The 21,052-nt window shown below is 65.6% G+C and carries 19 protein-coding genes, 2 pseudogenes and 1 riboswitch; of the genes and pseudogenes, 10 read left to right on the top strand and 11 right to left on the bottom strand.

Annotation, left to right across the window (positions count from 1 at the left end):
- Nucleotides 1-174: 174 nt before the first annotated feature.
- A complete protein-coding gene (locus ACJ7VY_RS11565) occupies nucleotides 175-507 on the top strand; it encodes a hypothetical protein (protein WP_409475651.1) in 333 nt (110 codons plus the stop codon).
- Between the two features lie 125 nt (nucleotides 508-632).
- Here ACJ7VY_RS11565 and ACJ7VY_RS11570 read toward each other — a convergent pair.
- Nucleotides 633-827 (bottom strand): annotated as a pseudogene (locus tag ACJ7VY_RS11570) (transposase); the annotation flags it as partial.
- 448 nt (nucleotides 828-1,275) lie between these two features.
- Between ACJ7VY_RS11570 and ACJ7VY_RS11575 the strand changes: the two are divergent.
- The 4 genes from ACJ7VY_RS11575 to ACJ7VY_RS11590 all read left to right on the top strand — a co-directional run bounded on the left by ACJ7VY_RS11575 (nucleotide 1,276) and on the right by ACJ7VY_RS11590 (nucleotide 3,677).
- Nucleotides 1,276-1,677: a putative quinol monooxygenase gene (locus tag ACJ7VY_RS11575; RefSeq protein ID WP_312346107.1), complete on the top strand. Its 402-nt coding sequence runs from the start codon at nucleotides 1,276-1,278 to the stop codon at nucleotides 1,675-1,677.
- Nucleotides 1,678-1,873: 196 nt separating this feature from the next.
- Nucleotides 1,874-2,431: a dihydrofolate reductase family protein gene (locus ACJ7VY_RS11580; RefSeq protein ID WP_409475652.1), complete on the top strand. Its 558-nt coding sequence runs from the start codon at nucleotides 1,874-1,876 to the stop codon at nucleotides 2,429-2,431.
- Between the two features lie 83 nt (nucleotides 2,432-2,514).
- Entirely contained in the window at nucleotides 2,515-2,814 is a 300-nt protein-coding gene (locus ACJ7VY_RS11585; RefSeq protein WP_409475653.1) for a hypothetical protein, read from the top strand.
- 500 nt (nucleotides 2,815-3,314) lie between these two features.
- Nucleotides 3,315-3,677 carry a GFA family protein gene (locus ACJ7VY_RS11590; protein ID WP_409475654.1) on the top strand — a complete coding sequence of 121 codons (363 nt, stop codon included), beginning with the start codon at nucleotides 3,315-3,317 and terminating at the stop codon, nucleotides 3,675-3,677.
- A gap of 85 nt (nucleotides 3,678-3,762) precedes the next feature.
- Here ACJ7VY_RS11590 and ACJ7VY_RS11595 read toward each other — a convergent pair whose 3' ends face one another.
- Together ACJ7VY_RS11595 and ACJ7VY_RS11600 are read right to left on the bottom strand one after the other, a co-directional pair.
- Entirely contained in the window at nucleotides 3,763-4,179 is a 417-nt protein-coding gene (locus ACJ7VY_RS11595) for a hypothetical protein (protein WP_104939276.1), read from the bottom strand.
- Nucleotides 4,180-4,259: 80 nt separating this feature from the next.
- Nucleotides 4,260-5,483: a multidrug effflux MFS transporter gene (locus tag ACJ7VY_RS11600; RefSeq protein WP_409475655.1), complete on the bottom strand. Its 1,224-nt coding sequence runs from the start codon at nucleotides 5,481-5,483 to the stop codon at nucleotides 4,260-4,262.
- Nucleotides 5,484-5,763: 280 nt separating this feature from the next.
- Nucleotides 5,764-5,872: riboswitch (glycine riboswitch) on the top strand.
- A gap of 104 nt (nucleotides 5,873-5,976) precedes the next feature.
- On the opposite strand from ACJ7VY_RS11600, the gene gcvP reads away from it, so the two are divergent.
- The 3 genes from gcvP (at nucleotide 5,977) to ACJ7VY_RS11615 (ending at nucleotide 9,695) form a co-directional block, all read left to right on the top strand.
- Nucleotides 5,977-8,862, top strand: a complete 2,886-nt coding sequence (gcvP, locus tag ACJ7VY_RS11605; RefSeq protein WP_409475656.1) for an aminomethyl-transferring glycine dehydrogenase — start codon at nucleotides 5,977-5,979, stop codon at nucleotides 8,860-8,862.
- Nucleotides 8,863-9,037: 175 nt separating this feature from the next.
- A complete protein-coding gene (locus ACJ7VY_RS11610; RefSeq protein ID WP_104939279.1) occupies nucleotides 9,038-9,259 on the top strand; it encodes an AbrB/MazE/SpoVT family DNA-binding domain-containing protein in 222 nt (73 codons plus the stop codon).
- A gap of 7 nt (nucleotides 9,260-9,266) precedes the next feature.
- Nucleotides 9,267-9,695: a type II toxin-antitoxin system death-on-curing family toxin gene (locus ACJ7VY_RS11615; RefSeq protein WP_104939280.1), complete on the top strand. Its 429-nt coding sequence runs from the start codon at nucleotides 9,267-9,269 to the stop codon at nucleotides 9,693-9,695.
- Nucleotides 9,696-9,852: 157 nt separating this feature from the next.
- Here the strand turns inward: ACJ7VY_RS11615 and ACJ7VY_RS11620 are convergent, their stop codons facing one another.
- Nucleotides 9,853-10,578 carry a helix-turn-helix domain-containing protein gene (locus tag ACJ7VY_RS11620; protein WP_409475657.1) on the bottom strand — a complete coding sequence of 242 codons (726 nt, stop codon included), beginning with the start codon at nucleotides 10,576-10,578 and terminating at the stop codon, nucleotides 9,853-9,855.
- 158 nt (nucleotides 10,579-10,736) lie between these two features.
- Here ACJ7VY_RS11620 and ACJ7VY_RS11625 point away from each other — a divergent pair, with 158 nt between their 5' ends.
- A complete protein-coding gene (locus tag ACJ7VY_RS11625; RefSeq protein WP_104939282.1) occupies nucleotides 10,737-10,925 on the top strand; it encodes a hypothetical protein in 189 nt (62 codons plus the stop codon).
- A gap of 89 nt (nucleotides 10,926-11,014) precedes the next feature.
- Here the strand turns inward: ACJ7VY_RS11625 and ACJ7VY_RS11630 are convergent, their stop codons facing one another.
- Complete coding sequence (locus ACJ7VY_RS11630) at nucleotides 11,015-11,794, bottom strand: hypothetical protein (RefSeq protein WP_409475658.1); 780 nt, start codon at nucleotides 11,792-11,794, stop codon at nucleotides 11,015-11,017.
- Here ACJ7VY_RS11630 and ACJ7VY_RS11635 point away from each other — a divergent pair.
- On the top strand, nucleotides 11,793-11,993 hold the full coding sequence (locus tag ACJ7VY_RS11635) for a hypothetical protein (protein ID WP_409475659.1): 201 nt from the start codon (nucleotides 11,793-11,795) through the stop codon (nucleotides 11,991-11,993). The genes ACJ7VY_RS11630 and ACJ7VY_RS11635 overlap by 2 nt on opposite strands.
- A 53-nt stretch (nucleotides 11,994-12,046) precedes the next feature.
- Here ACJ7VY_RS11635 and ACJ7VY_RS11640 read toward each other — a convergent pair whose 3' ends face one another.
- The 6 genes and pseudogenes from ACJ7VY_RS11640 to ACJ7VY_RS11665 all read right to left on the bottom strand — a co-directional run bounded on the left by ACJ7VY_RS11640 (nucleotide 12,047) and on the right by ACJ7VY_RS11665 (nucleotide 20,961).
- Nucleotides 12,047-12,679 (bottom strand): XAC0095 family protein, encoded by a 633-nt coding sequence (locus ACJ7VY_RS11640; protein ID WP_409475660.1) that lies wholly within the window; start codon nucleotides 12,677-12,679, stop codon nucleotides 12,047-12,049.
- 333 nt (nucleotides 12,680-13,012) lie between these two features.
- On the bottom strand, nucleotides 13,013-14,200 hold the full coding sequence (locus ACJ7VY_RS11645; protein ID WP_409475661.1) for a GIY-YIG nuclease family protein: 1,188 nt from the start codon (nucleotides 14,198-14,200) through the stop codon (nucleotides 13,013-13,015).
- Nucleotides 14,193-16,286: a DEAD/DEAH box helicase gene (locus ACJ7VY_RS11650; protein WP_409475662.1), complete on the bottom strand. Its 2,094-nt coding sequence runs from the start codon at nucleotides 16,284-16,286 to the stop codon at nucleotides 14,193-14,195. The genes ACJ7VY_RS11645 and ACJ7VY_RS11650 overlap by 8 nt, the downstream gene beginning before the upstream one ends.
- A pseudogene (locus tag ACJ7VY_RS11655) lies at nucleotides 16,283-19,042 on the bottom strand (class I SAM-dependent DNA methyltransferase). Before ACJ7VY_RS11655 ends, ACJ7VY_RS11650 begins: the two are co-directional and overlap by 4 nt.
- Nucleotides 19,043-19,251: 209 nt before the next feature.
- Nucleotides 19,252-20,544 carry an adenylosuccinate synthase gene (locus ACJ7VY_RS11660; protein WP_056931330.1) on the bottom strand — a complete coding sequence of 431 codons (1,293 nt, stop codon included), beginning with the start codon at nucleotides 20,542-20,544 and terminating at the stop codon, nucleotides 19,252-19,254.
- Nucleotides 20,545-20,775: 231 nt separating this feature from the next.
- A complete protein-coding gene (locus ACJ7VY_RS11665) occupies nucleotides 20,776-20,961 on the bottom strand; it encodes a DUF2065 domain-containing protein (RefSeq protein WP_240212137.1) in 186 nt (61 codons plus the stop codon).
- Nucleotides 20,962-21,052 lie beyond the last annotated feature (91 nt).

Genomic DNA, 21,052 nt, shown 5'->3' on the forward strand with positions numbered 1-21,052 from the left:
CGGTTCAGGCATCAAAACGAAGGGCGCCGGCAAGGCGCCCTTCGTTCACCTCCTTCCGCGCATGCAGCGCATGCCAACGCGACGCCCCGCAGACGCCCCATGACCGACTTACCCGCAAGCGGACCACCCGCCCTGCCCCGCGCCCAACCCGCGCCCGGGCCGTCCAGGGACACCGTGTGGCTGCTCACCGGCCTGATCGCCAGTGTGCTGGCCGCCGTGGTCATCACCGTGATCGGCATGGTGGTCTACCCGCAGTTCGCCGACACCTTCACCGCCTTCACCCTGCGCGGCACCGACCTGCCGCTGCCGACCCGGCTGGCCACGCGCTTCTACCCCGCCATCTGGCTCGCCCCGGCGCTGGTGCTACTGATCCGGCTGTGCTGGCCGGGCAAGGCCAGCCGCGCGATCGCCGCGGGGGTATCCGGACTGCTCATCCTGATCGTGGGCGTGCCGCTGGCGCTCGTTTCGGCCTACCTGCCGATGATCCAGCTGATGCCGGTGTTGTAGGCGCGTCCGGGGGCCACCTCGCGCCGCCTGGGGCGGGTGCCAGGCGCAGGGCAAAAGCCGGCAGCCCGATGGCGTGGCAACGAAAGGCCAGTGCGCTGCAACGAAGGGAGCCAATGCAGTCATCCCTTTCTTCGCAGGGCGTCCTTGAGGACGCCGTTCTCGAACAACTGTTCGGCCAGCAGCTTCCTCAACCACCTGTTCTCGGCCTCCAGCCCCTTGAGTCGCTTGACCCCCGGCACGCTCATGCCGCCGAACCTGCTGCGCCGCAGGTAGGAGGCCTCGCTGAATCCATACCGCCGGCACAGGTCCTTCACCGCCATGCCCGCTACAGCCTCACGCGGGAAGCCTATGACCTGCTCTTCGGCAAACCATCTCTTCACATCCAATCTTCACCTCATTGGGAATCGGACTCCAGATCGTCGTGCTACCCAAAGAGGGGGACATCGCGGCCACAGACTGGTCTCCACCGGGCGCAGGGCATTGCCGTTGATGCGGGACCCATACGGACACAAGCGCACGCCAGGGCGAGGGATCGACATACAGGTGTGTCCGCACTCTTCGTACTCGTGGCTTTTCATCGCTCGCGACTCATCGCGACATTTGCAGCGCCGGGTATTACGGGCTTGCGGTCAACGGGTGGCAGTACAATGGCTGCGTGCACCCTTGACGCATGTTTGCCTCACTGGTGACCAACGGGCAGAGGCCCAACAATCTGCCGCCCCGAACCCGCTTCGCAGCTCTGCCTTACCCAGACATCAGGCGCACCCCATGAAAGATGTCAGCCGCCGCGAATTCCTGCTTGCCAGTGCCATGGGCGTTGCCTCATCGGCACTACCTTCAATCGCCACCAGCGCGGAGAAAGCACCAATGTACGGTCTCATTGGAAAGATCGACGTCGTACCGGGCCAGCGCCCTGCGGTCGTTGCCGCACTACTTGAAGGCGTGAACGCCATGCCCGGCTGCCTGAGCTATGTCGTGGCTGAAGACCCGGCAGATGCCAACGCGATCTGGGTGACTGAGGTCTGGGACAGCAAGGAGCATCACGCGAATTCGCTGACGCTCCCTGCCGTGCAGGACGCCATCAGGCGAGCCAGGCCTTATATCACCGGCTTCAGCGAGCATGTTGAAACCAATCCAGTCGGCGGTCGTGGTCTCGTAGCCACAGGGTGAGCCGCCCGGCCGTTCGCCGAGGCCGACGCTCCGCGGCACCAGGTATGAAGCAGGGTTGAAGTTCGCCAGGTGCTTGTATCCAGCGCGACCAGAGGCCGGATCTACAACCCGGCGAGTTCGCATTCATCATGCAAGCACTGCAGCAGGTAGGCAGAACAAGGGCACCACGCACCGCGCACCGCGCACGGAGGGCACCATGGGACTTCTGACCTTCAGCATCAACCTCACCCTGGACGGCTGCATCGACCACCGCGAGGGCATAGTCGACGACGAGACGCATGCCTTCTTCACCCGGCTGATGGACGAGAGCGGCGCGATGCTGTGGGGGCGTGTCACCTACGAGATGATAGAAAGCCACTGGCCGGCAGTGGCCCGCGGCGAGGTGGAGGCGCCCGCATCGATGCGCGAGTGGGCGGTCAAACTGCAGGCCAAACCGAAGTACGTGGTATCGGCGAAGCGAACGGATTTCTCCTGGGCGAACAGCCACCGCATCGCCGGCGATCTGCGCACGGGCGTGCAGCAACTGAAGGACGCCACGCCGGGCGGAGTGCTCCTGGGCAGTGGCATGTTGGCGAACGCGCTGGACCGGCTGGACCTGATTGATGAGTACCGGTTCCTCGTCCACCCCAGGATCGCCGGCCATGGTCCCACCCTGTACGCGGGTGGGCTGCCCGCCTCGCGACGACTCGAACGGGTGTCGGCGCAGCCACTGCGCTGCGGCGCGGTCGCCCTGCACTACCGTCGCGCATGCTGAGCCGGGACCTGACCGTGGCGGCTCGACGCCCATTGCCATCGCGACCCCGTCGCGGCCCGGCCCAGCGCTGACGCAGGCGTCCCATGCGCAAGGCACAGTTCGCCGCCGTTTTCTCCCTCGCATTCTTCGCGCTTGCAGGCGGGTGCCTGATTCTTGCGGGGCACGGATTCACCACGTCGAGCAAGCGCGGCCATTGGTCGGTCTTCGTACCCGCCCCGCAGGCCTATGTGATGGCGGCCATCATGTTCGTGCTGTCATTGCTGGGCGGGGTCTGGCTGCTGCAGCAGGCACGCGCCCCGCACCGGGTTTGGATGTTGGCCGCGGCGGGGTATGCCGGCACTGCCTTCCTGCTGACCAGGGCATGGGCGCACTGGCTTCACTGATTGTCGTCCGCGCGTGCGCCCGTTGCCTGGATGAGGAACGCGATCATCGCCGTGGATGTCCGCCAACGGGCGGCGCTTCCCGTGCAGGTACCCGCCCCAGGGCGTGCGGGTTGGCGGCGGCCGGAAACACGTCCAGCGGTGGGCCATCGCCCATGTCTGGGCAACGCCGTGCCGGTGTTTCCCAGCCCGCTGGGTTGGTCAACGCTGATACCCGGGACAGGCCAAACCTGAGTCGTTCCGGCACCTGTGCCAACGCCGGCAGCTTCCGCAGCGCGGCGTGGCGCGCGGGTATCCGGCGGCTCCCGGAGGAGGAACGGGTTACGCGTCGTGGCGATCCCCATGCCGCGGTCGCGGGCTTCGCCGTGTGACGCAACAGAGGGCCGGCGCTGGCACGCAATGCCCGGGCATCTGCTGCCGGGCTCCGGTGTGCGCCGGCCCGCGCGACCGCCCGGCCCGGTTGGCGTTAGTCTGCCCCGACCACTCGCCCTTCACCTGCCCACATGTCCACCCGCCCCCGAACCACCTGCACCGGCAGCTGCCACTGCGCCGCCGTCCGCTTCGAGATCACCAGCGACTTTCCCGAGCTCACGACCTGCGACTGCTCCATCTGCCGCCGCAAGAACGCGTTGATGGTGAAGGTGCACGAAAGCGACTTCCGCCTGCTCGCGGGCCAGGAGCAGCTGTCGGCGTATCAATTCCACACCTTCACCGCCACGCACTACTTCTGCCGGACCTGCGGCATCTACCCGTTCCATCGCAAGCGCGTCACCCCGGACCACTACGGCATCAACGTGTTCTGCCTGGAGGATTTCGACCCGGCCGGCATCCCGGTGCGGGCCACGGTGGGCGCCGGCATGGCATAGCCCGGCCAGCCCACCGCCGCGCGCTGCCGGTGGAAACAACAAGGGCGCCACCCGGCGCCCTTGTCCGTTCACCCGCATCAACAACTCAATGCGTGGCCACGGCGTCCTTCGCGCCGAGGCCCAGCTCCGTGGCCAGGTTGCGCTTCCAGGTGTCGAAGTCGATGCCCTGCTCCGCCACCTCGGCATGCGCGGCGTCCTTCAGCGCGTCGGAGTACATCAGCCGCACCGGGGTGCCGCTGCGTTCGTGCAGCTCGGCGGCCTGCATGATCAGCGCCAGCACGCGGGCGGCGCTGGAGGTTTCGCCGGCGATCCTGCCGTCCATGCCCAGCACCCATTCGCCGTCGCGGCGGACGATGCCGGCCAGCAGGGTGCGCTGCTGGTCGCGCAGTTCGGCGTGCGGTTCCACCGCGGGCTTCGGCGCCGGGTTGGCCGCGGCCTGGTTGCGCTCGCGCTCGGCCAGCTTCTTCTTCGCCTCGCGGCGGCCCTTGGAATGGATGGACATGGTGGCAGCTTCCGGTGGCGGCCATGCTGGCCGGTAGGGGGAGAATGACGCAGTCGGGGTGAGGCGGGAATGGAGGCCGGCTAGACGTGCATGTGCGGGCCGGCCAGGTGGCGCTCGCGGCGGTGTTCCCAGTACCAGAACGCGAAGCCCAGCAGCATGAAGCCGGCCATGCCCAGTGCCAGGTGCAGCGGCCTGCCGCTGAGCAGCGGCGACACCACGCCGGCCACCAGGGTGCTGATCATCAGCTGCACGAAGGCCTGCAGCGACGAGGCCAGGCCGCGCTGCTGCGGGTACATGTCCAGCACCGCCAGCGCCAGCACCGGGAAGATCAGCGCCATGCCCAGCCCGCCCAGGAAGATGGGCAGCACCGCCCACGGCAGCTGCAGCTGCACCACCGAGGCCGCGTAGGCGATGTTCAGCGCCGCCGACAGCGCACAGCAGGCGAAGCCGATGCTGATCTGCCGCACCGGCACGGTACGCCCGGCCATGCGCCCGGACAGGAACGCGCCGGTGGTCATGCCGCCGATGGTGGGAATGAACAGCCAGGCAAAGCCGCCCTCGCCCAGGCGCAGGTGCTGCATGACGAACACCGGCGCCGAGGAGATGTACAGGAAAATGCCGCCGAAGTTGACGCTGCCGGCCAGCGCCAGGCGCAGGAAGCGCGGGTTGAAGCCGATGCGCAGGTAGTCGCGCAGCAGGCCGCGCGGCGACAGCGGCGTGCGCGCCGCGGCCGGGTGCGTTTCCGGCAGCCAGCGCGCGGTAGCGGCGACCAGCAGCAGCGAAAACACCACCAGGAACCAGAAGATCAGCGGCCAGTCGCCGCCGCCGAGCAGGATCCAGCCGCCGATGATGGGGGCGATGGCCGGGGCGATGCCGAAGATCATCGACACCTGGCTCATCAGCCGCTGCGCATCCGGGCCGTGGTACAGGTCGCGGATCACCGCGCGGCCGACAATCATGCCGACGCCGGCGCAAACGCCCTGCAGCGCGCGGAACACCAGCAGCGTGCCCAGGTGGGTGGACAGCGCGCAGCCGACCGAGGCGGCGGTGAACAGCATCAGCCCGCCCAGGATCACCCGCTTGCGCCCCCAGGCATCGGACAGCGGGCCGTGCGCCAGGCTCATCAGGCCGTAGAACAGCAGGTAGACGCTGATGGTCTGCTGCACCGCCACCTCGTCCACCGCCAGCTCCCGCGCCAGCAGCGGGAACGCCGGGAAGATGGTGTCGATGGAAAACGGCCCGAACATGGACAGCCCGGCGAGCAGCAGGGCCAGGCGGCGGGTGGACGGCGAAGCGGTGGTCATGGCGTATCCGGCGGGGCGTGCGCGGCGACGCACGACGGGCGCCGGCCCTGTGCGGGCGGCGCCTGGGAACAACGGGAAGCCGCATATGATAGGCCCGCCGCCGCCGCGACGCCACGCGCACCGGTGCCCGGCACGCGCCGGCGGCGTGGCCCGTTCAGCCTGGCGACCGCGCCGGCCGCCCGGGGCAACGGCTATAATCGGCGCGCTACACGGTGGGAGAAGCGGTTCATCGCTGCCGAAGGCGCAAACGCCCGCAATCGCTCAGGCCCGATACCACCTGCGTCAAAACTCTGGAGAGACCGGTTCAATCCGGCGCCGAAGGTGCACGAGGCGCGCGACCCGCAGGTCGCGCCTTCCAAACTCTCAGGCAAAAGGACAGAGGGGCACGAGGCGAGCCACCGGCTTGCCGGCCGTGGTGCCGCGTGCGCGGAACCGCTGCCGGAGGGCATGCGGCCGCCGCCCCAGCCCCGCACGCCACCTCCGGACGTCCGTCATGCACCAGAACACGCCTTCGCTGCGCGAACTCGAACACGCCTCCGCCTTCGTCGACCGCCATATCGGCCCCAACGATGCCGAAATCGCGCAGATGCTGCGCGTGGTCGGCCATGACTCGCTCGACGCGCTGACCGACGCCATCGTCCCCGGCGCGATCAAGTCGCCCGCCCCGCTGGCCCTGCCCGAGTCGCTGACCGAAGTGCAGGCGCTGGCCAGGATCCGCGCCATCGCCAGCAAGAACAAGGTGCTGCGCAGCTTCATCGGCCAGGGCTATTACGGCACCCATACGCCGAACGTGATCCTGCGCAACATCCTCGAGAACCCGGCCTGGTACACCGCCTACACCCCGTACCAGGCGGAAATCTCGCAGGGCCGCATGGAAGCGCTGATCAACTTCCAGCAGATGGTCGCCGACCTGACCGGCATGGAGATCGCCAACGCCTCGCTGCTGGACGAAGCCACCGCCGCGGCTGAAGCCATGACCCTGGCCAAGCGTTCGGCCAAGTCCAAGTCGGACGTGTTCTTCGTGCATGACGCGGTGCACCCGCAGACCCTGGAGCTGCTGCGCACCCGCGCCGAGCCGATGGGCATCACCCTGCGCGTGGGCACCCCGGCCGAAGCGCTGGACGCCGACTGCTTCGGCGTGCTGCTGCAGTACCCGGACACCTTCGGCCACATCGGCGACCACAAGGCGCTGGTCGAGGCCGTGCATGCCCGCCAGGGCCTGGTGGCGGTGGCCACTGACCTGCTGGCACTGACCCTGATCACCGCCCCCGGCGAATGGGGCGCGGACATCGTGGTCGGCAACAGCCAGCGCTTCGGCGTGCCGTTCGGCTTCGGCGGCCCGCACGCCGCGTTCATGGCCTGCCGCGACGCCTACAAGCGCTCCATGCCGGGCCGCCTGATCGGCGTGTCGGTCGACGCCGAAGGCAAGCCGGCCTACCGCCTGACCCTGCAGACCCGCGAGCAGCACATCCGCCGCGAGAAAGCCACCTCCAACATCTGCACCGCGCAGGTGCTGCTGGCGGTGATGGCCTCGATGTACGCCGTCTACCACGGCCCGGAAGGCCTGACCCGCATCGCCCGCCGCACCCACCGCCTGGCCACCCTCCTGGCCGCGGCGCTGCGCGGCAACGGCGTGGACGTGGGCGAACACTTCTTCGACACCCTGTACGTGCGCAACGTCGACGCCGCCGCGCTGCAGGCCAAGGCCGTGGCCGCCGGCTACAACCTGCGCGTGATCGACAGCGCGGCGGTGGGCATCAGCCTGGACGAAACCGCCACCCGCGAGGACATCGTGGCGCTGGGCGCGCTGTTCGGCGCCCGCGTCGACGTGGACGCGCTGGACGCGGCCACCGCCGACGCGCTGCCGGCCGGCCTGGTGCGCCAGTCCGCGTTCCTGACCCACCCGGTGTTCAACACCCACCACAGCGAGCACGAACTGCTGCGCTACCTGCGTTCGCTGGCCGACAAGGACCTGGCGATGGACCGCACGATGATCCCGCTGGGCTCGTGCACCATGAAGCTCAACGCCACCGCCGAGATGATCCCGGTGACCTGGCCGGAGTTCGCCAACATCCACCCGCTGGCCCCGGCCGACCAGGCCCAGGGCTACAAGGAACTGATCGACGGGCTGGAAGCGATGCTGGTGGAATGCACCGGCTACGACGCGGTGAGCCTGCAGCCGAACTCCGGCGCGCAGGGCGAATACGCCGGCCTGCTGGCGATCCGCGCCTACCACGCCTCGCGCGGCGAGGGCCACCGCGACATCTGCCTGATCCCGGATTCGGCGCACGGCACCAACCCGGCCTCGGCGCAGATGTGCGGCATGAAGGTGGTGGTCACCAAGACCGACGCCAACGGCAACGTCGATGTCGAGGACATCCGCGCCAACGCCGAGAAGTACAGCGACCGCCTGGCCGCGATCATGATGACCTACCCGTCCACGCACGGCGTGTTCGAGGAAGAGGTGGTGGAGATCTGCCAGATCATCCACCAGCACGGCGGCCAGGTGTACACCGACGGCGCCAACATGAACGCGCTGGTCGGCGTGGCCAAGCCCGGCAAGTGGGGCTCGGACGTATCGCACCTGAACCTGCACAAGACGTTCTGCATCCCGCACGGCGGCGGCGGCCCGGGCGTGGGCCCGTGCGCGGTCAAGTCGCACCTGGCGCCGTTCCTGCCGGGCGCGCTGGTCGCCGAAGGCCTGCGCACCCAGGGCGTGGGCAACGGCGCCATGGTCTCGGCCGCCACCTTCGGCAGCGCCTCGATCCTGCCGATCAGCTGGATGTACATCGCGATGATGGGCGCGGCCGGCCTGCGCAAGGCCACCCAGGTCGCGCTGCTCAACGCCAACTACATCGCCAAGCGCCTGGCCCCGCACTACAAGACCCTGTACACCGGCCGCAACGGGCTGGTGGCGCACGAGTGCATCCTCGACGTGCGGCCGCTGGAGAAGACCTCCGGCATCGGCGCCGAGGACGTGGCCAAGCGCCTGATCGACTTCGGCTTCCACGCCCCGACCCTGAGCTTCCCGGTGGCCGGCACGCTGATGGTCGAGCCGACCGAAAGCGAATCGCAGTACGAACTGGACCGCTTCATCGACGCGATGATCCAGATCCGCGAGGAAATCCGCGCGATCGAGGACGGCCGCCTGGACCGCGAGGACAACCCGCTCAAGCACGCCCCGCACACCGCCACCGCGGTGTCGGCCAGCCAGTGGACCCACGCCTACCCGCGCGAGCTGGCGGCGTTCCCGCTGCCGTCGCTCAAGCAGTCCAAGTACTGGCCGCCGGTGGCGCGCGTGGACAACGTCTACGGCGACAAGAACATCATGTGCGCCTGCATCCCGGTGGATGCTTACAAGGAAGACGTCGAGGCCTGACCGGGCCGCGACACCAGGTAAAGGCAACGGCCCGCGCAAGCGGGCCGTTCGCTTTGCGTGCGTACTTCCGACGGGCACATGCGGCGCGCGCCTACGGCCGGCGCACCCGGTAGTCCGCTTGTCCACCCCGCCACCAAGTGATAACGTTCGTTATAACAAGCGGCGGAGTCCCACCATGAAGCTCAAGATCACCAGCATCGGCAACTCGTCCGGCATCATCCTGCCCAAGGAACTGCTTGCACGCCTGCGCCTGGAAAAAGGCGACGAGCTGCATGCGCTGGAAACGCCCGACGGCATCCGCCTGACCGTATTCGACCCGGAGCTTGCCGCACAGATGGAGGTGGCCGAGGCGATCATGCGCGAAGACCGCCAGGTGCTGCACAAGCTGGCGCAGTGAGGCGGCCATGATCCGCTGGATCAGCAAGCCACTGGCACTGGCCATCCACGACCGCCAGCTCGCCGAACATGGCGGCGGCAGCGGCGTGCGCGACGACGCCCTGCTCGACTCCGCGCTCGCGCGCGCGCAGCAGCTGCACGCCTATGGCGAGCCACCGCCGGACCTGGCCGATCTTGCCGCCAGCCTGGCCTACGGCCTGGCGCGCAACCATCCGTTCGTCGATGGCAACAAGCGCACCGCGCATGTCTGCTACCGCGTGTTCATCGCACTCAACGACGGCCAGCTGACCGCGACCGATGAAGAGAAGTACATCGCCATGCTGGGCCTGGCCGAAGGCGCCACCAGCGAAGCCGAGTTCGCCGCCTGGCTGCGCCCGCGCATCCGCATTGATGCCGGCGGCCACGTACAGGAACCGCGCGCGGGCTGCGCCGGCTGAAGCGCGGCACCACCGCCGCGCACCGGCCCATCACCGGCCCCAGCAACCGCTGTTCTTCAACCCGGCATCGGCTTGTGGCGTGCGCCCCACGCGCAGCCCGCCTCTTTGCCTGCATAGCCGCAGGCTGGATTCCCGCGCCGCAGCGCACAGCCGGACGTCACTCCGGCGCGGCGGTTTCCTGCTGCCGCGCCGCGATCATCGCCCGGTACTGGCGCGGGGCCATGCCCACCTCGGCCTTGAACTTGCGGGTGAACGCGCTCTGGTCGGTAAAGCCGCAGGCCTGGCCGATGCTGGCCACGCTGTCCTGCCCGTGCAGCAGGTGCAGGGCAATCTGGATGCGCAGGCGCGTGAGCACCTGCTGCGGCGTCATCTGGAACACCTTGCGGAAACTGCGCTCCAGCTTGCTCAGCGAAAACCCGGTGATGTCCAGCAGGGTCTGCATGCGCACGTTTTCGGCGTAGTGCGTGTTGAGGTAATCCAGCGCCAAGCGCAGCGGCTCGTACTGCGATTCCAGCCCGCCGCGCTGGCCCAGGTCGCGCGAGATGCCAATCAGCCCCGCCACCCTCCCGTTCTCCACGATGGGCCGCTTGCAGGTCAGGCACCAGCCCGGCTGGCGGTTGGCGAACAGCTGCAGCTCCATCACGTTCTCGATCACCTCGCCGCCCAGCACACGCGCGTCCTGGGCCACGTAGGCCTCGCTCATGCCCGCTGGGTACAGCTCGTCGGCGCGCTTGCCGATGACCTCGCCGCGCGACTTCACCCCCAGCCGCTGCATCATCGTCTTGTTGACGTGCGTATAGCGGCCCTGCACATCCTTGGCGAAGAACAGCACGCTGGGAATGGCGTCGAACAGGGCTTCGATCTCGGCGGGGTCGATACGCATCAAGCATGGGTCCGGCAGCGGAGCAGTCCCCGCATTCTAGCCAAGCCCCCCGCCAGCGCCGGGCACGGGCCGGCATAACACACCGGCAACGGCCGCTTCACCTTCTCCCCGCGCCGCCCGGCCTATACCTGCAGGCCCACACCCACGGGAGTACCGCCATGACCCAGGGCGACAAATCCAGCTACACGGACAAGCAGAAGCGCCAGGCTGCGCACATCGAAAAGAGCGAAAAAGCCCGCGGCGCCAGCACCCGAACCGCCGAGCGCATCGCCTGGGCCACGGTCAACAAGCACGATGGCGGTGGCAAGAAATCCGGCAGCGGGCGCAAGCACCACACCAGCCACTGAACGCGCCACTGCGGCGCCGGCCCTGTGCAGGCATGTGGCCGCAGGCGCGTGGCGGCCCTGCCGGCGCGCCGGGGGCCGGGAAGCCCGGCTCAACGCGTCGCTGGCGTCGCCGCCGGTGCCGCCGCCGCGGCGCCGCGCGCTCCCCTGGGCGCGGCCTGCACCTGCCGCACCGAGGTAATGGGCACCGCTTCGGCGCGGCGCTGCGCCGGCCACCACAGATAGACAAAGGCGCTGCTGGTACCCAGCAACCGCGCCTGGCCCGGCCGCGGCGCGGCGTCGCCGATCATATGCACCTGTACCGGCGTGCCGCGGCCTTTCTCGCGCACCAGTTCGCCCTTGGTCTGCATGTACACCGCCGAGCCCATCAGCATGAACGACGCCACCACCAGGCTCACCCCGGTGATGGGGTGGATGCCAATGCCGTCCCAGGTCATGATCCGCGCCTGCGGAAACGCCATGCGCGCCCACCAGCGCCGCCGGCGCAGGTCGGCCACGTAGTCCGGGTAACGGCGGCGCAGCGCCTCCGGCCAGCTCACCAGTACCGCCAGCAGCACGCCGATGGCGAAGATCAGCACACTGCCCGGGTCGCGCAGGCCCGCCACCAGGTAATCGCTGGCCTGCAGGTAATCGGCAATGGTGATGCCGAAGCCGTGGTAGAACCACGCGCTCGACCACAGCCCCAGGAACCCCACCAGCACATACGCCGCTGAAAACATCAGCGCCGGCTCGCGGCACCCGCGCCGCCACAGGTTCAGCACCCACGATTCATCGCCCGTGCCGACATCGGGAATCGGCGACCAGTTCATCGGCGTGGCGGGCGGCGCGCCACCCGGCGCCGCCTGTTTGTCGTCGTGCTCTGCGTGCGTCATGCGCTCCCCCTTGTGCTGCGGCAGCATCGCCTATTTGCCCCGCCCGAGGGAAGCGACGCCGGTCCCCGGCACGCAGGGGCGCGACGCCCTGCCCGCCGGCATCCACGCCAGCGGCGGGTACACCTGCTTCGACCACATCAACGCCGCCAGCGACGAAGGCGGCTTCGCAACGCACCTGCAGCAACTGGCCGCCGCCTGAGCCCACGCCGGCGCAGGGCCATTGGCCGTGCGCCCCGCGCGTGCTGCGCTCCCTCAGTGCAGGGAATCGCCGTATGCCAGCTCCGCCTCCGCCCGCACCGGGTCCCGCGGCTCCCTCGCCGGCAACGCACGCGGCACCGCATACACCGCCCGCGCCTCCTCCACCCGCGAGCGCGCATCCGCGCCGGCTGCCCGCCGCTGCGTTTCCACCGCATCCAGCACACCGCGCACGGCCGCCGCCGCATCGCACACCGCGCGGCCCATCGACGGCACCGTACCGCGCGCCCACCCGGCCGCATCGCCGGTGGCCAGCACATCGCCCTGCGCGGCCAGCGTGCGCACCCAGCCATCCAGCGCATCCACCTGCGCCAGCGTGACGCCGAAGGCGTAGCCCTGCGCCTGATCCGCAGCATCGCGCGCGGGCGCGCCCGCCTGCGCCGTACGCTGCGCGGGCCACGACACCTCGTCCAGCACCAGGTCCACCTGGTCGCCCAGCAGTTCCAGGCAGAACGCCACCTCGGCCAGGCGCACCTCGCGCGCCGGCTCGCCCGCTGCATCGGCCAGTGGCTGCATCAACCGCAGCAGGAATTTGATGTGGTCGCTCAGCCGCACCAGCCGCTGCTGGCTGTCCTCGGGCAAGTACAAGTAATAGCCCGGCCTGTCATCGTCCAACGTGTGCTTTGCCATCGTTGCCGTCTCCTTCCATGAAGTGACCCTTCCGCGCCAAGAAGCGAAGGAAGGGAAGTCGGGAGGCTAGAAACCGCGTACAGACGGCGGGCTTATTTCCCTTGCGGGTGTTGTATTCGCCGCCCTCCCGACGCAGGCATCGCGTCGGCTGCACCTGCAAAGCAGGCACAAAAAACCCACCGATTTGTCGGAGGTGGGTACCGCTGTACGGGGAGTTTCTAGGCTCCGTGAGGCAAGACTGCTATTGAATAGCCTGAGCGTCAAGTAGAAAACTGGCAAATGAACTCAGACAACCGTCCGACGCCATGTCAGAGAACCACTCAACGCCCGCTATTACCGAGGCACCAAGCTTGCAGTTTTTGGATCATATTTCATGTCAGTGATGGAGCCGTCACGGATCCGGCTCACCGCTTCGTCTATAACGTGAAGCGGCACCAAGAACCACTCCCTTGGCTTTACAGGATTGCCAAAGCGATCATCTATGGTCAGATCAAGCTGCACCGATCCAAAAATTCGGTGAAACAGGTTCTCCAACTTAGTCCGATTGACATTAGAGAGAGTGTAAGTAGCAACCACTTCGACATCTGCCAATAAATATGTTGCATCCCTAGCTGCATTGGCGATACGAGCTTCAACCTTCCCACCAGTTACACCGATCTTATGAATCAACTCCCGATGCTCAACCACATAAGGCATTGAGGAGAGACTTCGCAATACATAAATTGTTCCAGAAACGACATCATCAGGCTCCAAGGCATCACCGAACAGAGGCCCTGCTATGGGCTCGGAGATCAACCGAGCAACCTTGTCTCGATGCAGCGCCCGCTGAAGCGACCTTTGAAGGAGCTCACCTTCAGTGCCGTTATCGTAGATAACACGCAACCGGCCATCTCGACGCTCATAGTCAGTAGTGAATTCCTCATACTCTTCTGCAACATAGGCGATCTGCCCACTGATAATGAAGAACGTCCCCTGCTGAATTTCGTCCAGCGAGCGGGTCTCCAAGATTGTAGTTCTCCGAACCCCCTGATCCAGCTCTCGCCTCACCTTCTCAAATAGCGGCCTAAACGCCTCGAAGTCTTGGCATCGTGTGCGATTCGCTATCTCCTCAGCAGCCCTCCTATCTGCATAGGACGACACATGTCGCAGTTGGGTGATGTCGCTTTCGTCGCCAGGTGTTCCAGCGCCCAACTCGGCTAACAACGCCTCGTCGTCCAGCTCTTCCGGATTGACCGTCATCACCGCCTGTGCATCCAGCAAACCAGCCTTATCCATGGGTATCAGTAGGTCGTGCGCCTCAGGCATGCTGCGCAGACGGTCCAGCCGGACCGCATATATCCGCTCGAAGATATCGCGGCCTTCGCCGTGCTGTGGGACACGGCCATGAGTCTCCACGAAGCGCAAGATGTCCTCGAACCCCGCAATCAGCCGCTCCTGCTGCGCCGTATGCGTACTGGCCTTGGTGGGAGCTGCTTCGACGCCCAAGGCTTCCAGCAGGTCATCGTCGTCCATGTCAGCCATGGGCCTGAGCCTCCCTGGCCTTCTCTTCAGTCCGATATTTAGCAAAGGCCGCTACGCCTTCGGCCATTCGCTTCTCCCAAGCGTCGGGTGAATTGATATCGGGCAGCCGCCCCTTCTCGATCTTGAACTCCAACGCGCGCTTGGCCAGCTCGCGCGCCTCTTCCTTGGGGATGTTCACGCGCTTGGCTGAAATACTGGCCTGGACTTGGCGCAGCACCTTCTCGTCCATGGCTTTGGCCAGCACCGAGTAGGCCGCCTCGAACGGATTGATCCGGTCGATCAGGTCGATGTCCAAGTCTTGGACGTTGATGAACTTGCGCGCGCCGTCGATCAGAGCCGTGCTGCCCTGCTGCTCGCTTGCAATGCCATCCGCTTCGGCCCTGGCCAGCGCCTGCTTGGCCTGCTGGGTGAGGTTGAGCGCGGCGATGGCATGCTGGCGAATGGCTTCCTGATCTGCCTCGCTCAACTCCGGGTAGCGCTCGCGCACGATCTTGCCCATCTGCACCTGCGTCAACTCTTCGGGCAAGGTGTTGTCGTTGAACAACCCGTTCTCAATCGCCGTCTTGTCTTGGACGAAGGCGGTGATGACCTCGTTCAAGTCCTCCTTGCAGATCCTCTTGGCTTCCTGGGTCTCGGGCATGGTCAGCCCGCCAATCTCTACGTGGACTTGGCCCGTTGCGGCGTTCACGCCGACGTTGGAACCACCCTCGACATAGCCTCCTTCGTACTCGAAGCCTTCGAGCTTGCCTTGGTTTTTGGGCGTGAACTCGAACCGGGGTGCCAGCACCTGCTCCATCAGCAGGCTTGCGGCAATGGCTTTCAGCGTGTCGTTGACGGCTGCCACGACTTCGACCTCACCCGCGGCCGGCTCGGCAATCAGGTTGGTGAAGCGCGAGCGCTCCTTACCGGGGGCATCGCGGGTGGCCCGACCAATGATCTGGACGATCTCGGTCAGGCTGCTACGGTATCCGATCGTCAACGCGTGTTCGCACCAGATCCAGTCGAATCCTTCCTTGGCCATGCCCAACGCGATGATGATGTCCACGTGGTCGCGGTTATTCTTCTGCGCAGGGTCTTTCAGCGAGTTCAGCACCTTGGCACGCTTGGTTGCGTCGCTGTCATCCACCAGGTCCGCCACCTTCAAGACCGACCCGTCGGCTCGTTCGACCAGATGGAAACCCGTTGCAGGATCGACACCCTTCCAGGTGCCGAGCGCTTCCATGACCTCTTCGACCTCCTTGTACTTGTCCTTCAGGCTCTCCCGAGCGTTGACGTTTGGGATGTGGACGATGGTCTTCATCGCCGGATCCAGCACCTTGGTGATCGCGTCCAGGTACCGACCCGTATAGAAGTAGTAGCCGATTTCCAGCGACTTCAGGTAGGTGTAGCCGTTCAACTGCTCGTAGTAGGTGTACGTCACCGTCTCGAAGCGGTTCTCGTCCTGCGGCGCCAACACGGCCACCGTGTCGCCCCGGAAGTAGGAGCCAGTCATGGCCACCAAGTGGACGGAGCCGGCCGCAATCAGCTGCGTGAGCTGACTCCCTAACACGTTGTCGGGGTTGCTGCTGACGTGATGGAACTCGTCTACCGCCACCAGTCGGTCGTTGAACGCGGCAATGCCGTACTCCTCCACGGCAAAGCGGAAGGTGGCATGCGTGCAGACCAGCACCGTGTCTTCGCTTTCCAGGAAGCGGCCCACAGCCCGGACCTTACTCTTGTCGGCCTTGACCTCGTCATCTCCTGGCGCGTTGCACAGGTTCCACTGCGGCTCGACCTTCCAGTCCGCCCAGAAGCCGAACTTGGTTAGTTCTTCGTCGGCAAAGCTGCCGCCAATGGACTTCTCGGGCACCACGATGATGGCCTGCTTGAGCCCTTGGTTGTGCAGCTTGTCCAGCGCAATGAACATCAGGGCGCGAGACTTGCCCGAGGCAGGCGGCGACTTGATCAGCAGGTATTGCTCGCCCCGCTTGGCAAACGCTCTGGCCTGCATGGGGCGCATGCCGTAGGCGTCCACCTTGTTCGACACGCCCGTGCGGGCGGTGGCAATCGAGACCGACGGGACTGCCTTGGTGCCTTCCGATGTCATTTCGCCTTCCCCTTCTTCGGCTTGGCCTGGGCAGCCGTCATCTTGGTGTATAAGTCGAACAGCTTTTCCAGCCGCTCGGTATCATTTTTGAACTTGCGGCCGATGTAGATGCGTTCCAGCACCTCATCGTTCTTCTCGTGCGCCCGGCGCAGGTCATCCGGCATGTTCTCCGGGTCGTACAGGTCAGCAATAGTGGCCGGGAAGTGGTTTTCGCGGGCCAGCAGAATCGCTTGAGCACACGCCGTGAGGTCGGCTTTGTTCTGCTCGGTTAGGGTTGGCACTGGGAAGGTGTTCCATCCCAAGGTGTTGGAGTACCGGTAGTCAGTTTTCAGCTTCCCGCAGACCGCCCGAACCCAGGCCATGTGCAGCGTAGACGCGAGGATGGAGAGTTGCCATAGAGGTGCGTCGTAAAGCGCAAATGCAGCATTGCTGATCACGACTTTGGAATCAAAGAGATCAACGGGGAGATAATTTCGCCTCTCTGACGAGACGGCACCTACCGCAATTGTGGAAACCTCCGAACGGCCGGCCAGGTAGACAAATCGGTGCGCCCTTCCTGCAAACTCACGCGTCGAATGTAGCGTGCTCTTCTCGCGAAACGCCTGCACTTGGCGCAATCGCCATTCTATATCCGGCACGCTGCGCGCGGCCTCTACTTGATCATCCTCGATCCATAGACACAACCTCTTCTTACCTTTGATTAGCTCCTCAGATCCGACTTAAGACCTGAGAAATCGATGCGCCGGCGGCCACCTGGACAAGAGCTCCACGGCGTCACCAAAATCTAGAATAAGGCCGCCGCCGTCTCTAGGCATGCTTCCCATGACCATCCGGGAAAGCTGAGGTACAGGCTCAGGAGACGTTTCGACGTAAGTTGTTTTCCCCGGCAGTAGGTACGGCGAGATTTGCTCAACCACTCTCACTTGGCTGCCGTCCCAGATACGCTTTGGATGAGGAGATCTCCTGGATATTCCGGCGATTACAACAGTAACTCCGGCATTCTTAGCGGCCAGGTTGGCCCACTTGAATGGCCTTACGCCAAATGAGATTTCGTAGCCATCATCAAGGAGGTGAGGCCACAGGACTGAAACCTGAAGTCCCTCACAGATCGAGCTAGTAGCTACGAATGCACAACTCGCATCTGCTGCTTCCAGATAACGCCTCGCGCACAGAAACCATCCAGATACATAGTCAAGCGACTTCCACTTCTTGATGAAGTGGCCACACAGATCCTGGATGTCTTGCTTTTGACCTTCTTCTTGCTTGCGACTTCCATAGTAGGGCGGATTCCCGCAGATGAACGTCTCTCCACCTTCGTTCTCGAAGTCAATTTCCGACTGATCCAGCAGTGTATTGAATAGGTCATCGCCAATCAGCTTTACAACAGTTCCAGTAGGAGGGCAGATGGCCAGCCAGTCCAAGCGCAGGGCATTCCCGCACGTGATCCAGTTCTGACTATCCAACGGCAGCACGTCTTTCAGCGCTTCCTTCTGGCCGCGGTAAAGCACATCGCACTGGAACTCGGCGATGATCAGCGCCAGGCGCGCAATCTCTGCCGGAAAGTCGCGCAGCTCAATCCCTCGAAAGTTGTTGATCGGAATTTCCGAAGGCTGGTCCGCCTCGCCGCGTCGACGGTTGATCTCAGCCTCGATCTCGCGCATTTGCTTGTACGCGATGACCAGGAAGTTCCCGCTACCGCATGCCGGATCGAACACGCGAATGCGCGCCATGCGCTTGCGCAGGTTCAGCAGTTTCAACTTGTTGTCGCCGGCTGCTTCCAGTTGCGCCCGAAGTTCGTCTAGGAACAGCGGATTCAGGACCTTCAAGATGTTCGGCACGCTGGTGTAGTGCATGCCCAGGGCGCCGCGCTCCTCATCGTCGGCAACAGCCTGGATCATCGACCCGAAGATGTCGGGGTTGATCTCCCGCCAATCCAACTGCCCCGCTTGGTACAGGTAGGACCGAGCCGTACGAGTGAACTTGGGCACATCGGTGCTGCCGGAAAACAGGCCGCCATTGACGTAGGGGAATTCAATGGCCCAGCGCGGGATGCCAGCAGCCGCACGATCTTCGGTCTTGGTGTTCATGGCGCGGAAGATCATGCCCAACACCTCGTGGACGTTGGATCCGTCTCGCGCGCTCATCTGGTCCACGGTGGCCGTGAAGATCGAGATGCCGGGGAAGATGTCCGTGTCTTCAGCAAAGAAGCAGAAGATCAAACGGGCCATGAAATGGTTCATGTCCGGCCGGCGCGTGGCCGTTGCCCAATCTGGGTTCTCGCGTAGCAGCTCGACGTACAGCTTGTTCAGGCGCCCGGTGGCCCGAACGTCGATGGGGTTGTCCTTGATCTCCCGGATCGTGGAGATACCGGCCAGTGGCAGGAAGAAGCCGAAGTGGTCGGGGAACTGGCCGAACTCGCAGGCGATGGCGTCGCCCGTGGCCAGCTCCTCGGCTTCCAGCGTGGTGCCGTCGGTGGCCAGGACGAACTTGGCCTTGGCCTGGACGGTCTTGGAGCTGGCCTTCAGGGCCGTCAGCGTCTGCCCTACCTGGCCGTGCTCGGCCACGGCAATGTGGATGTGGTTGCGCTGCAGCACGCCACCCCGCAGGTCCGAGGCGTTGCTTTCGCCCTTGCGCAGGCGGGCGATGGTGGTGGTCTTATTGCCGAACGCGGCCAGGAACTGGAACGGGAACTCGCCGGCCTCAAAAGGCTGCAAGGCTAGGTCGGAAAGCGCCTGTTCGATCTCTACGGCATTCATGCGGATGTCTTACATTTTTATAGGCAATTGTCCCATAGACGCCAGCGACAGAATCATATTTTAGCCACGACGAATTGGTATCTGCGCCCCCTGTCTTTGATGCAAGAGCCCATGCCCAAACCAAAAGCCCCGCTTTCGCGGGGCTTCCGGGCACAACTTCATTCCACCAGTTCTACCCGTTCCGCGCACGCATGCATGCGCGGGCCTGCTCAACCCCACGGATCCTGCAACACCATGGTGTGATCCCGGTCCGGGCCGGTGGAGACGATGCTGATCGGGCAGCCGGCCAGTTCTTCCAGCGCGCGCAGGTAGGCGCGGGCGGCGGGCGGCAGCTGGTCCCACTCGGTGATGCCGTGGGTGTTCTCGCTCCAACCCGGGAATTCCAGGTACACCGGGGTGCACTCTTCCCAGCCCTGCGCGTCCAGCGGGGCGTATTCGGTGCGCTTGCCGCGGTACTCGTACGCAATGCACACCTTGAGCTTTTCCATGCCGTCCAGCACGTCCAGCTTGGTGATGCAAAGGCCGGTGATGCCGTTGATGGCCACGGCGCGCTTGAGCGCGACGATGTCCATCCAGCCGCAGCGGCGCGGGCGGCCGGTGGAAGCACCGTATTCGGCGCCGCGGTCGCGGATGCCCTGGCCGATTTCATCGTCCAGTTCGGTCGGGAACGGGCCGCCGCCCACGCGGGTGGCGTAGGCCTTGGCGATGCCCAGCACGTAGTCGATGGCATCCGCGCCCACGCCGGCACCGGCCAGCGCGCCGCCCACGGTGGTGTTGGAGCTGGTGACGTACGGGTAGGTGCCGTGGTCGATGTCCAGCAGCGCGCCCTGCGCGCCTTCGAACAGCACGCGCTTGCCCTGCTTGCGCAGGTCGTGGCAGATACCGGCCACATCACTCTTCATCGGCTCCACGTATTCGCCAAAGGCCAGCGCTTCGGCGTAGACGCTGTCGAAATCCACCGGCTCCACGCCCAGGTACTTGGTCAGCACGAAGTTGTGGTAATCCAGCGCGGTGCGCAGCTTTTCGGCCAGCTGTTCCGGGTAGTGCAGGTCGGCGATGCGGATGCCGCGGCGCGCCACCTTGTCTTCATAGGCCGGGCCAATGCCGCGGCCGGTGGTGCCGATGGCCTTGCCACCGGCGGCCTTTTCGCGCGCCTGGTCCAGGGCAATGTGGTACGGCATGATCAGCGGCGCGGCCGGGGAGATCTTCAGGCGCGAGCGCACTTCCACGCCGGCCGTTTCCAGCTCTTCGATTTCCTTGCGCAGCGCGGCCGGGGAAATCACCACGCCATTGCCGATCAGGCACAGCGCGTCGTCGCGCAGGATGCCGGACGGAATCAGGTGCAGGACGGTCTTCTTGCCGTTGATGACCAGGGTGTGGCCGGCGTTGTGGCCGCCCTGGAAACGCACGACGGCACCGATTTCCTCGGTGAGCAGATCGACGATCTTGCCCTTGCCTTCATCGCCCCACTGGGCGCCGAGAACAACAACTGATTGACCCATGGCGGGTGAACTCCTGAGTTGGCTGCGGCCATCGGGGCCGCGGACGGGACCGCGCGGGGCCGGCGGGCCTGCCGGGGTGGCGCTCCATCGGGGAGTGCCGGGCAAACGCCAGGGCCTTACACGGAAAAAGCCGAACGGGAGTGCCCCGGCCGGCTTTTCTGGATTATCCGGGTTTTGCCTGACGGCTACCACCCCCGCCGGCCCCAGCCGGGGCGGGCGGCCGGCCGCGGTTCAGTGGCGCAGCCACCACAGCGCGGCCAGGCCGATGGCCAGCAGCACCGCGCCAGACTGGCGCAGGGCCGCGGCGGGCAGTTCCAGCAGGCGCGCGGCCATGCGCTTCCACGCCAGCGGCGCGGCGAACAGGAGCAGGCCTTCGAGGATGGCGACCAGGCAGAGCGCGGAGAAGAGGTCTTGCATGGGGATGGCGAGGCGGGGGAACACCGCGGCCGGGGGCGCATTGCAGTGCAGCGCCGCGGCCGCGGCTTCCTGTTTCCTGTAAGGGCCCGGC

It is taken from the genome of Stenotrophomonas sp. Y-13, from assembly GCF_046267925.1.
Lineage (GTDB): Bacteria > Pseudomonadota > Gammaproteobacteria > Xanthomonadales > Xanthomonadaceae > Stenotrophomonas > Stenotrophomonas acidaminiphila_A.

Bases quoted from the DNA above. Each gene is read 5' to 3' on its own strand.
- ACJ7VY_RS11620 (WP_409475657.1), bottom strand. From the start codon at position 10,578: ATGCGTATCGACCCCGCCGAGATCGAAGCCCTGTTCGACGCCATTCCC.
- ACJ7VY_RS11610 (WP_104939279.1), top strand. From the start codon at position 9,038: ATGAAGCTCAAGATCACCAGCATCGGCAACTCGTCCGGCATCATCCTG.
- ACJ7VY_RS11580 (WP_409475652.1), top strand. From the start codon at position 1,874: ATGGGACTTCTGACCTTCAGCATCAACCTCACCCTGGACGGCTGCATC.
- ACJ7VY_RS11600 (WP_409475655.1), bottom strand. From the start codon at position 5,483: ATGACCACCGCTTCGCCGTCCACCCGCCGCCTGGCCCTGCTGCTCGCC.
- ACJ7VY_RS11660 (WP_056931330.1), bottom strand. From the start codon at position 20,544: ATGGGTCAATCAGTTGTTGTTCTCGGCGCCCAGTGGGGCGATGAAGGC.
- ACJ7VY_RS11585 (WP_409475653.1), top strand. From the start codon at position 2,515: ATGCGCAAGGCACAGTTCGCCGCCGTTTTCTCCCTCGCATTCTTCGCG.
- ACJ7VY_RS11625 (WP_104939282.1), top strand. From the start codon at position 10,737: ATGACCCAGGGCGACAAATCCAGCTACACGGACAAGCAGAAGCGCCAG.
- ACJ7VY_RS11650 (WP_409475662.1), bottom strand. From the start codon at position 16,286: ATGACATCGGAAGGCACCAAGGCAGTCCCGTCGGTCTCGATTGCCACC.
- ACJ7VY_RS11640 (WP_409475660.1), bottom strand. From the start codon at position 12,679: ATGGCAAAGCACACGTTGGACGATGACAGGCCGGGCTATTACTTGTAC.
- ACJ7VY_RS11575 (WP_312346107.1), top strand. From the start codon at position 1,276: ATGAAAGATGTCAGCCGCCGCGAATTCCTGCTTGCCAGTGCCATGGGC.
- ACJ7VY_RS11645 (WP_409475661.1), bottom strand. From the start codon at position 14,200: ATGGCTGACATGGACGACGATGACCTGCTGGAAGCCTTGGGCGTCGAA.
- ACJ7VY_RS11635 (WP_409475659.1), top strand. From the start codon at position 11,793: ATGCGCTCCCCCTTGTGCTGCGGCAGCATCGCCTATTTGCCCCGCCCG.
- ACJ7VY_RS11590 (WP_409475654.1), top strand. From the start codon at position 3,315: ATGTCCACCCGCCCCCGAACCACCTGCACCGGCAGCTGCCACTGCGCC.
- ACJ7VY_RS11665 (WP_240212137.1), bottom strand. From the start codon at position 20,961: ATGCAAGACCTCTTCTCCGCGCTCTGCCTGGTCGCCATCCTCGAAGGC.
- ACJ7VY_RS11615 (WP_104939280.1), top strand. From the start codon at position 9,267: ATGATCCGCTGGATCAGCAAGCCACTGGCACTGGCCATCCACGACCGC.
- ACJ7VY_RS11595 (WP_104939276.1), bottom strand. From the start codon at position 4,179: ATGTCCATCCATTCCAAGGGCCGCCGCGAGGCGAAGAAGAAGCTGGCC.
- ACJ7VY_RS11630 (WP_409475658.1), bottom strand. From the start codon at position 11,794: ATGACGCACGCAGAGCACGACGACAAACAGGCGGCGCCGGGTGGCGCG.
- gcvP (WP_409475656.1), top strand. From the start codon at position 5,977: ATGCACCAGAACACGCCTTCGCTGCGCGAACTCGAACACGCCTCCGCC.